8 protein-coding genes are annotated in these 10,406 nt (G+C 68.2%); all 8 read left to right on the forward strand.

Translation table 11 applies throughout. From position 1 onward, the window contains the following. The first annotated feature begins 229 nt into the window (after positions 1 to 229). The 8 genes from araB (at position 230) to ACWA15_RS03200 (ending at position 10,318) form a co-directional block, all read left to right on the forward strand. Complete coding sequence (gene araB / locus ACWA15_RS03165; protein ID WP_464058006.1) at positions 230 to 1,954, forward strand: ribulokinase; 1,725 nt, start codon at positions 230 to 232, stop codon at positions 1,952 to 1,954. After that, positions 1,951 to 2,643, forward strand: a complete 693-nt coding sequence (locus ACWA15_RS03170; protein ID WP_464058007.1) for an L-ribulose-5-phosphate 4-epimerase — start codon at positions 1,951 to 1,953, stop codon at positions 2,641 to 2,643. The genes araB and ACWA15_RS03170 overlap by 4 nt, the downstream gene beginning before the upstream one ends. 63 nt (positions 2,644 to 2,706) lie before the next feature. Beyond that, positions 2,707 to 4,215, forward strand: a complete 1,509-nt coding sequence (gene araA / locus ACWA15_RS03175) for an L-arabinose isomerase (protein ID WP_464058008.1) — start codon at positions 2,707 to 2,709, stop codon at positions 4,213 to 4,215. Between the two features lie 117 nt (positions 4,216 to 4,332). Next, complete coding sequence (locus ACWA15_RS03180) at positions 4,333 to 5,352, forward strand: glycoside hydrolase family 43 protein (protein WP_464058009.1); 1,020 nt, start codon at positions 4,333 to 4,335, stop codon at positions 5,350 to 5,352. Positions 5,353 to 5,515: 163 nt separating this feature from the next. Beyond that, entirely contained in the window at positions 5,516 to 6,487 is a 972-nt protein-coding gene (locus tag ACWA15_RS03185; protein WP_464058010.1) for an ABC transporter substrate-binding protein, read from the forward strand. Positions 6,488 to 6,621: 134 nt separating this feature from the next. Continuing rightward, positions 6,622 to 8,172, forward strand: coding sequence for a sugar ABC transporter ATP-binding protein (locus tag ACWA15_RS03190; RefSeq protein WP_464058011.1), 1,551 nt, complete (start codon positions 6,622 to 6,624; stop codon positions 8,170 to 8,172). Beyond that, on the forward strand, positions 8,169 to 9,251 hold the full coding sequence (locus ACWA15_RS03195) for an ABC transporter permease (RefSeq protein WP_464058012.1): 1,083 nt from the start codon (positions 8,169 to 8,171) through the stop codon (positions 9,249 to 9,251). The genes ACWA15_RS03190 and ACWA15_RS03195 overlap by 4 nt, the downstream gene beginning before the upstream one ends. Continuing rightward, the gene (locus tag ACWA15_RS03200; protein ID WP_464058013.1) at positions 9,251 to 10,318 is read left to right on the forward strand and encodes an ABC transporter permease subunit; all 1,068 of its coding nucleotides are present in this window, start codon (positions 9,251 to 9,253) and stop codon (positions 10,316 to 10,318) included. The genes ACWA15_RS03195 and ACWA15_RS03200 overlap by 1 nt, the downstream gene beginning before the upstream one ends. The last annotated feature ends 88 nt before the right edge of the window (positions 10,319 to 10,406 follow it).

Consider the following 10,406-nt stretch of genomic DNA (forward strand, 5'->3'; position numbering starts at 1 on the left):
TCAGCGGGAGGGTTGACAGGGGAGGGGGAGGGCGGGGGTGGGCGGGGGTGGGGTGGGGTGTTGCTTCTGGGGGTTGTGAACGTTAACATTGGGCTGTCGTCGCGTTCGTCGTCGCCCAAGCTCGGCGGACGCGACGGCCTCCATGCCGGGCGTGCTCGCCGGTGGTCATCGACCATGAGGTATGGCAGTCCACAGTTCACAGCAGGACCTAGTAGCAATGGGGCTTCGAATGACTGACCCGCAGCGCGCCCTCGTCGTCGGCGTCGACTATGGAACACTCTCCGGCCGCGCGGTGATCGTGCGTGTGCACGACGGTGCCGAGCTCGGCACGGGGGTGCACGAGTACCCGCACGCCGTCATGGACCACGTCCTGACCGCCGGCCCCGCGTCAGCCTCCGGGTCGCCCGTCGCCCTGGCGCCGGAGTGGGCCCTGCAGGTCCCGGCCGACTACGTCGACGTGCTCAAGATCGCTGTGCCTGCCGCGATCGCGCAGGCGCAGTCCGAGCACGGCATCGACGTGAACGACATCATCGGCATCGGCACCGACTTCACCGCCTGCACCATGGTGCCCACGACCACCGACGGCACGCCGCTGTGCGAGCTCGACGGATTCGCCGACCGCCCGCACGCCTACGTCAAGCTGTGGAAGCACCACGCCGCCCAGGGGCAGGCGGACCGCATCAACGAGCTGGCTCACGCCCGCGGGGAGACGTGGATCTCCCGCTACGGCGGCCTCATCTCCTCCGAGTGGGAGTTCGCCAAGGGCCTGCAGATCCTCGAGGAGGACCGTGAGGTCTACGACCGTATCGACCACTGGGTCGAGGCGGCCGACTGGATCGTCTGGCAGCTCGGCGGCGCCTACGTGCGCAACGCCTGCACGGCCGGCTACAAGGGCATCTACCAGGACGGCGAGTACCCCTCCGCCGACTTCCTCGGAGCGCTCAACCCCGACTTCGCCTCCTTCGTCGAGGACAAGGTCGACCACGAGATCGGCCAGCTCGGCGCCGTCGCGGGCCGTCTGACCGCCGAGGCCGCCGCCTGGACCGGACTGCCCCAGGGCATCGCCGTGGCCGTCGGCAACGTCGACGCGCACGTGACCGCCCCGGCCGCGAACGCCGTCGAGCCCGGTCAGATGACCGCGATCATGGGCACCTCGACCTGCCACGTGATGAACGGCGAGGAGCTCCACGAGGTCCCCGGGATGTGCGGGGTCGTCGACGGCGGCATCGTCGAGGGCCTGTGGGGCTACGAAGCCGGCCAGTCCGGCGTCGGTGACATCTTCGGCTGGTTCGTCAACTCCTGCGTGCCGCCGGCCTATGTCGACGCGGCCGCCGCGGCGGGCATCTCGGTCCACCAGCACCTGACTGACCTGGCCAGCCGGCAGCAGATCGGCGAGCACGGTCTGGTCGCCCTCGACTGGCACTCGGGCAACCGCTCGGTCCTCGTCGACCATGAGCTGTCCGGGATCGTCGTCGGGCAGACGCTCGCGACCAAGCCGGAGGACACCTACCGGGCGCTCCTGGAGGCGACCGCCTTCGGGACGCGCACGATCGTGGAGGCGTTCAACACCTCCGGCGTGCCGGTGACCGAGCTCGTCGTGGCCGGCGGACTGCTCAAGAATGCGCTGCTCATGCAGATCTACTCGGACGTCACCCGGCTCTCCCTCTCCACGATCGCCTCCGACCAGGGCCCCGCCCTGGGCTCCGCGATCCACGCAGCGGTCGCCGCCGGCGCCTACGCCGACGTCCGCGAGGCCGCCAAGGTCATGGGCAAGCGCACCGTCGCCGCGTACACCCCGATCGAGGAGAACGCGGTCCGCTACGACGCGCTCTTCGCCGAGTACACGCTGCTGCACGACTACTTCGGACGCGGGGCCAACGAGGTCATGCACCGCCTCAAGGGCATCCGCCGCGCCGTCAAGACCAGCGCCGTCACGACCGGAGCCCAGGCATGACCGCCTCCGGGCTCGCCGGCTACCCCGCCGAGGTCCAGGCCGAGGTCGCCGAGGTCCGTGAGATCGTGGCGCGCCTGCACGCCGAGCTGCCCCGGTGGGAGCTCGTGGTGTGGACCGCGGGCAACGTGTCCCAGCGCCTGAAGTCGGCGGACCTGTTCGTCATCAAGCCCTCGGGCGTCACCTACGACGAGCTCACCGCGGAGTCGATGGTGGTCTGCGACCTGGACGGCAACCTCGTCGACGGGACCCGCAACCCGTCCTCGGACACCGCTGCCCACGCCTACGTCTACCGGAACATGGACCGGGTGGGCGGCGTCGTGCACACCCACTCCACCTACGCCACGGCGTGGGCCGCGCGGGCCGAGCCGGTCCCGTGCGTGCTGACGATGATGGCCGACGAGTTCGGTGGCGACGTGCCCGTGGGTCCGTTCGCGCTGATCGGCGACGACTCGATCGGCAAGGGGATCGTCGACACGCTCTCGACGAGCCGCTCCCCGGCGGTCCTCATGCGCAACCACGGCCCGTTCACGATCGGCAAGGACGCCAAGTCAGCCGTGAAGGCGGCCGTCATGGTCGAGGAGGTGGCGCGCACCGTGCACATCTCCCGCCAGCTCGGTGAGCCCACCCGCATCCCCCAGGAGCAGATCGACTCGCTCTACGACCGCTACCAGAACGTCTACGGCAAGTAGCGCACTCGCTTCGCACGACCAGCACCTGCCCTCAGGGGCCCACCCGCCAGCAAAGGACACACCATGAAGAACCCGCTCGAAGGAAAAGAGATCTGGTTCCTGACCGGATCGCAGGGCCTCTACGGCGAGGAGACCCTCCTCCAGGTCGCGAGCCAGTCCCGGACCATCGCCGACGCGATCGGCGCCGCGGACGAGGTCCCGGTCAAGGTCGTCTGGAAGCCCGTCCTCAAGGACTCCGACTCGATCAAGGCGCTTGCGCTGGCCGCCAACGCGGACGAGAACTGCATCGGCCTCATCGCCTGGATGCACACGTTCTCCCCGGCCAAGATGTGGATCCGCGGCCTCGACGCCCTCGACACCCCGCTGCTGCACCTGCACACCCAGGCCAACGTCGAGCTGCCGTGGGCAGACATCAACATGGACTTCATGAACCTCAACCAGGCCGCCCACGGCGACCGCGAGTTCGGGTACATCCAGACGCGCATGGGTGCGGTGCGCAAGACCGTCGTCGGGCACGTGTCCAACCCGGCAGTCATCGCGAGCATCGGCACCTGGTCGCGCGCGGCCGCCGGCTTCGACGCCGTCCGCAACCTCCGCGTGGCCCGTTTCGGTGACAACATGCGCAACGTCGCGGTCACCGAGGGCGACAAGACCGAGGCCGAGATCAGCCTCGGCGTCTCGGTCAACACCTGGAGCGTCAACGAGCTCGTCGCCGCGGTCGACGCCGTCGAGGAGTCCGTCATCGACGCCCTCGTCGCCGAGTACGACGAGCTGTACGACGTCGCACCCGAGCTGCGCGCCGGCGGGGACCGCCACGAGTCGCTGCGCTACGGCGCCCGCCAGGAGGCAGGCCTGCGCTCCTTCCTCGAGGCCGGAGGCTTCGGGGCCTTCACGACGAACTTCGAGGACCTGGGCGACCTGCGTCAGCTGCCCGGCCTCGCTGTGCAGCGGCTCATGGCCGAGGGCTACGGCTTCGGCGCCGAGGGTGACTGGAAGACCGCCGTCCTCGTCCGCGTCGCCAAGGTCATGGGGCACGGCCTTCCCGGTGGCGCCTCCCTCATGGAGGACTACACCTACGACCTCACCCCCGGCGACGAGAAGATCCTCGGCGCGCACATGCTCGAGGTCTGCCCCTCGCTGACCACGTCCAAGCCCAGCCTGGAGATCCACGAGCTCGGCATCGGCGGCAAGGAGGACCCGGTCCGCCTGGTCTTCAACACCGACGCAGGCCCCGCCGTCGTCGTGGCGATGTCGGACATGCGCGAGCGCTTCCGCCTCACGGTGAACGTCGTCGACGTCATCGAGCCGGCGCACGAGCTGCCGAACCTGCCCGTGGCCCGCGCCGTGTGGAAGCCGCAGCCCGACTTCGCCACGTCCGCCCAGGCCTGGCTGCTGGCCGGCGCCGCGCACCACACGGTGATGAGCACGGCTGTGGGCCTGGAGGCCTTCCAGGACTTCTCCGACATGGCTCGCACCGAGCTCGTGACGATCAACGACAAGACCGAGGCCCGCCAGTTCGCCCAGGAGCTGCGCTGGAACCAGGCCTACTACCGCCTGGCACAGGGCTTCTGACACAGCAGGGCTCTTGAGACCGCTGCGCCCGGGGGCGCAGCCACGACGGCGGGGACGCAGCGCGAGCTGCGGCCCCGCCGTTGCCATCTGCCGCACCCTTCTCACGACAGGACCACCATGAGCGACCATGCCGCCTTCCTCCTCACCTACTTCACCGGCGAGCACCTGCCCGACGGCGAGCAGGTGCGTTTCGCCGTCAGCCGCGGGGAGAGCCCGCTCACCTGGGACGAGCTCAACGGTGGCCGGCCGGTGCTCACCTCGACGATCGGGCAGGGCGGTGTCCGTGACCCGTTCCTGGTCCGTGACCCGGCCGGGGACCGGTTCTTCCTCATCGCGACCGACCTGCGCATCCACCCCGGCGACGACTGGATGACGTGCCAGCGCACGGGCAGCCGGTCGATCGTCGTGTGGGAGTCCCCGGACCTGGTCAGCTGGAGCGAGCCGTGGCTGGCCGAGGTCGCCGGACCGGAGGCCGGCAACGTGTGGGCCCCCGAGGTCACCTGGCACGAGGAGTCGGGCGCCTTCGCGGTGTACTGGGCCTCGATGCTCTATCCCCCGGGCGACGCCGAGCACGCGGGAACGAGCTACAACCGGATGCTGCTCGCCACGACGACGGACTTCCGCTCGTTCACCCCGGCCCGGGTCTGGATCGATCCGGGGCACTCCGTGATCGACTCGACGGTGATCGCCCACGACGGCGCCTTCTACCGGTTCACCAAGGACGAGCGGGACGTCGGCGGGGCCGGCGGGGGCGGGCTTGACGGCAAGTCCGTCCTGCTCGAGCGCAGCACCGACCTGCTGAGCACCCGGTGGGAGTACCTGGCCGGGGCGATCGGCATCCACCCGGACCCCGCGGTGGGGATCAGCCGCGGCGAGGGGCCCTGCATCGTGAAGTCGTTGACCGAGGAGCGCTGGTACCTGTTCATCGACGAGTACGGCGAGCGGGGCTACCTCCCCTTCGAGACGACGGACCTGGCCGCCGGTCCGTGGACCCTGTGCGCGGGGGTCCAGCTGCCCGCCAGCCCGCGTCACGGCTCGATCACCGCGATCTCGAGCGAGGAGAGGGACCGGCTCGTGTCCCACTTGTCAGCAGCGGGCGCTCCCGCCCCTGGCGAGGGCAATGACCGGGACGGGTGAGGACGTCCTGGATCGACGCCAGACTTCCGTTACGAAAGAGTTACCCACTCCTGGTGCATTCGAGCAAGTGTGAGCGCTAACATTCAAGCAAGCGAGGCCAACGACGGCCGCCGACCCACGCTTGATCGATCATCGATGATCAGGCTGTTCTCAAGGAGGAGACATGACCAAGTCATTCACACGCGGAGTTGTCGGTGCCATTGCCGCCCTCTCCCTGCTGTCGCTGGCAGCCTGTGGGGCCGACGACGACACGGCTGACGCCGGAACCGGGGGAGGCGACTCGATCAAGGTCGGCTTCTCCCAGCTGGGCGCGGAGAGCGGATGGCGCACCGCCAACACCGAGTCCGTCAAGGCGAACCTCACGGCCGAGAACGGGATCGACCTCACCTTCGTCGACGCCCAGCAGAAGCAGGAGAACCAGATCAAGGCGCTGCGCGACTTCATCGACCAGGACGTCGACGTCATCGCCTTCTCCCCGGTCATCGAGACCGGCTGGGACGAGGTCCTCCAGGACATCAAGGACGCGGGAATCCCCGTGGTCCTCGTCGACCGCACGGTCGACACCACGGTCGAGGACCCCTTCGTCACCTGGATCGGTGCCGACTTCACGGCCGAGGGCGTGACCGCCGGCGAGTGGGTCAAGGAGAACCACCCCGACGCCAAGATCTTCGAGCTCCAGGGAACCATGGGTTCCGGTGCGCAGGCCAACCGTCAGGAAGGCTTCCGCTCGGTCGTCGGTGACAACGTCATCGGCGAGGCGTCGGGCAACTTCACCCGTACCGAGGGCAAGGCGGCCGTCGAGGCGGCGCTCCAGGCCTACCCCGACCTGGACCTCATCTTCGCGCACAACGACGACATGGGACTCGGCGCGATCGAGGCCATCGAGGCTGCGGGCAAGGTTCCCGGCGTCGACATCAAGATCGTCACGGTCGACGGCGTCCACGACGGGCTCGTCGCGCTCCTCGAGGGCAAGTTCAACTTCGTCGTCGAGTGCAACCCGGCCTTCGGCGACCAGCTCCTCGAGCTGATCCAGCAGGTCGCAGCGGGCGAGACGGTCGAGAAGTCCACGATCGTGACGGACCAGGCCTTCGACCAGACCATCACGCAGGAAGTCATCGACGGTCGTTCCTTCTGAGTCTCAGCGTCGCTGAGCCAGACCGAGCACCACGTGGGCGGGCCTGCGGGCCCGCCCACGGATCGATCGACGCTGTTCGTCACACCCGCGTGCGCGCACGGCGCGTCCAGCAGATAGCAGGAGAAGGGACAACGATGTCCGAGACATCAGTGTCAGCAGCGCCCCCCGCCGTCGAGATGACCGGCATCACGATCGCCTTCCCTGGGGTCAAGGCCCTCGACGGAGTCGACTTCACGCTCTACCCGGGCGAGGTGCACGCCCTCATGGGAGAGAACGGTGCGGGCAAGTCGACCCTCATCAAGGCGCTGACCGGGGTGTACCCGATCGACTCTGGTCGCATCCTCGTCGCTGGGACACCACAGTCTTTCAGCGGACCGAGCGAAGCCCAGAAGGCCGGCATCAGCACGGTCTACCAAGAGGTCAACCTGTGCGCGAATCTCTCCGTCGCCGAGAACGTCATGCTCGGGCACGAGCCGAGGACCGGTCCCTTCATCAGCTGGCGGAAGATGCGTGCCGAGGCGGCCGGCTACCTCCAGCACCTCGGGCTCGACATCGATCCCGCCTCGACCCTCTCCGCCCACTCGATCGCCGTCCAGCAGCTCTGCGCGATCGCCCGGTCCACGGTCGTCGAGGCGAAGGTCCTCATCCTGGACGAGCCGACCTCGAGCCTGCAGAAGGCCGAGGTCGACGAGCTCTTCGCGGTGATCCGCAGCCTGCGCGCCAAGGGCGTGGCGGTGCTCTTCGTCTCGCACTTCCTCGACCAGATCTACGAGATCTCCGACCGGCTGACGGTCCTGCGCAACGGCCGGCTGGTCGGGAGCTACCTGACCGCCGAGATGCCGCGCTTCGAGCTCATCTCGAAGATGATCGGGCGGACGGGGGAGGAGCTGGCCAGCATCGAAGAAGGTGCACGCTCCGGTGCCCGCGTGCACAACGACGGTGAGGTGCACGCCATCGCCGCCGTCGGAGTCGGCAAGCACGGTCAGATCACGCCCTACGACCTCGCGCTCTACCCCGGCGAGATCGTCGGTCTCGCCGGCCTGCTCGGCTCGGGCCGGACCGAGGCGGCTCGGCTGCTCGTCGGTGCTGACAAGCCGGACGAGGGAGAGATCCAGCTGGACGGAAAGCCCGTCAAGCTGTCCGATCCCCTCGTTGCCCTCAAGCACGGCATCGCCTTCTCCTCCGAGGACCGCAAGAAGGAAGGCATCATCGGTGACCTGACGGTGCGCGAGAACATCGCCATCGCCGTCCAGACGATCCGCGGCATGTGGCGGCCGGTGCCCAAGCGAGAGCTCGACGCGCTCGTGGAGAAGTACATGACCGCGCTGAACATCTATCCCGCCAACCCCAACATGCTCATCAAGAACCTCTCCGGCGGCAACCAGCAGAAGGTGCTCCTTGCCCGGTGGCTCGCGACGTCGCCGCGGATCCTCGTCCTGGACGAGCCCACCCGCGGCATCGACGTCGGTGCCAAGGCGGAGATCCAGAAGCTCGTCGCCGACCTGGCGGCCGACGGCATGTCCGTCGTCTTCATCTCCTCCGAGTTCGAAGAGGTGCTGCGGGTGAGCCAACGGATCGGGATCCTGCGTGACCGGGTGATGGTCGAGCAGATCCAGAACGGTACCGACGTCACCCCCGACACGATCCTCACCAGCATCGCAGCCAACGAAGGGAGCGCGGCGTGAGCAACGACGTGCAGGTCCGTGTCACGAGCGCAGGGCGCGCCCGCCTGCAGCAGGTGGTCCACCACCGGCTGTTCTGGCCGGTCGTCGCGCTCATCGCGCTGCTGCTGGCCTGCGGTGTCCGCAGCCCCGGCTTCCTGAGCATCACCGTACAGGACGGTCACCTCTTCGGCCAGATCATCGACATCCTGCGGTTCAGCGCGACCCCGCTGCTGCTCGCACTGGGGATGGCCCTGGTCATCGCCACGGGCGGGATCGACCTGTCGGTGGGCGCCGTCATGGCGATCTCGCTGGCGGTGTCCCTGACCTACCTCGACAGCTCTCCGACCGCCGGGAGCGTCTCGACGGTCCTCGTCGCGGTGACGATCGGGCTGGCGGTCGCGCTCCTGTTCGGTGCCTTCAACGGCTTCCTCGTCTCGGTCCTGGGCATCCAACCCTTCATCGCGACGATGATCCTCATGGTCGCCGGTCGCGGGATCGCGATGCTCATCACCCAGGGCCAGATCACCACGGTCACGAGCGCCCCGTTCAAGTTCATCGGTTCCGGCTTCATCCTCGGGGTGCCCACCCCGGTCGTCATCGCCGCGGTCGTGTTCGTGCTCGTGGCCCTCCTCGTCCGGCGCTCGGCGCTGGGCATGCTGCTCGAGAGCATCGGCATCAACCGCGAGGCCTCCCGCCTGGCCGGCGTCCCCTCGCGGAACATCACGTGGTTCGTCTACATCCTGTGCGGGCTGCTCGCAGGCCTGGCCGGCCTGGTCTACGGAGCGCCGACGATGGCGGCGGACGCCAACAACATCGGCCTGATGAAGGAGATGGACGCCATCATGTGCGTCGTGCTCGGTGGCACGACCTTGGCGGGCGGGAAGTTCTACCTCGGCGGAACGGTCGTCGGGGCGCTGATCCTCAGCACGATCGAGCGCGCCGTGGTCATCTTCCACATCCCGTCCCAGATCACCCCGTTGTTCAAGGCCATCGTGATCATCGCGGTGTGCGTCGCCCAGTCGCCCAAGCTGCGAGAGATGATCGGCTCCGTCCGGCTGCCCTCGGTGGCTGGACGCAAGACCGTGGAGGAGACCGTCTGATGTCCGTGACCACAGTGCCCAAGGCACCGACCGGCGCCGGTTCGCCCACCCCGTCCGAGCGGGCCAAGAAGGCCACCTCGGCGCTGTTCTCCAGGGTCCTCGACCGCCGGTTCCTGCCGGTCGTGGGGACCCTCCTCACCCTCGTCATCATGCTCGCGGTGGGGGAGGCGCGCTACGGCGGCGAACGTCACTTCATCTCCGTCAAGCTCTTCTCCAACCTCCTGGTGGACAACTCCTATCTCCTGGTGCTCGCCGTCGGGATGACCTTCGTCATCCTGACCGGTGGCATCGACCTCTCGGTGGGGGCGGTCGTCGCGCTGGTCGGACTGGTCATCGCGACCCTCCTGCCGCTCGGCCTGCCGCTGTCGGTCGTCCTCGTGGTCGGGGTGCTCATCGGATCGGCCTTCGGCCTGCTCATCGGGGTGATGGTCCAGTACTTCGCGATACAGCCGTTCATCGCCTCCCTGGCGGCGATGTTCCTCGCCCGGGGCCTGTGCAACGTCGTCAGCGTGCAGTCGTTGGCGATCAAGGACGAGAAGTTCGCGGGTCTGGCCTCGTGGAGCCTGAAGTTCGGCGAGGGGCGCGACATCTGGAAGATCAACCTCTCCATGGTCGTCGCGCTCCTCGTGCTGCTGGTCGCCTTCTACATGCTGCACTACACCCGGTTCGGCCGGTCCGTCTACGGCATCGGGGTGGGCGACGGCGGCAACGCCATCGAGCTCATGGGGCTCAAGAGTGCCCGCACCCAGGTGTGGGTGTACGTGATAAGCGGCACCTGCGCCGGCATCGCCGGGATCCTCTTCGCCTTCTACACGAAGTCCGGGTTCAACCTCACGGGCATCGGCATGGAGCTCGACGCGATCGCGGCCGTCGTCATCGGCGGCACGATCCTCACCGGCGGTGGTGGCTACGTCCTCGGGACCGGTGCGGGTGTCCTGGTCTACGGACTCATCCAGGTGCTCATCGCTCGTGAGGGCCTCGACTCGTGGTGGACCCGCGTCTTCATCGGCGTCGTCCTCCTCGGCTTCGTGGTCCTCCAGCGAGCCCTCATCCTCCGGCGCAGGTAGCGCCGGCTCCACACTCCAGGCACGGCGACGTTTTTTGTCGTGCCCACGATCTACATCGATGTAGATCGTTTTCGGCAGCACCCCTCTC

This window comes from Sanguibacter sp. TS_SC_8, from assembly GCF_055361235.1.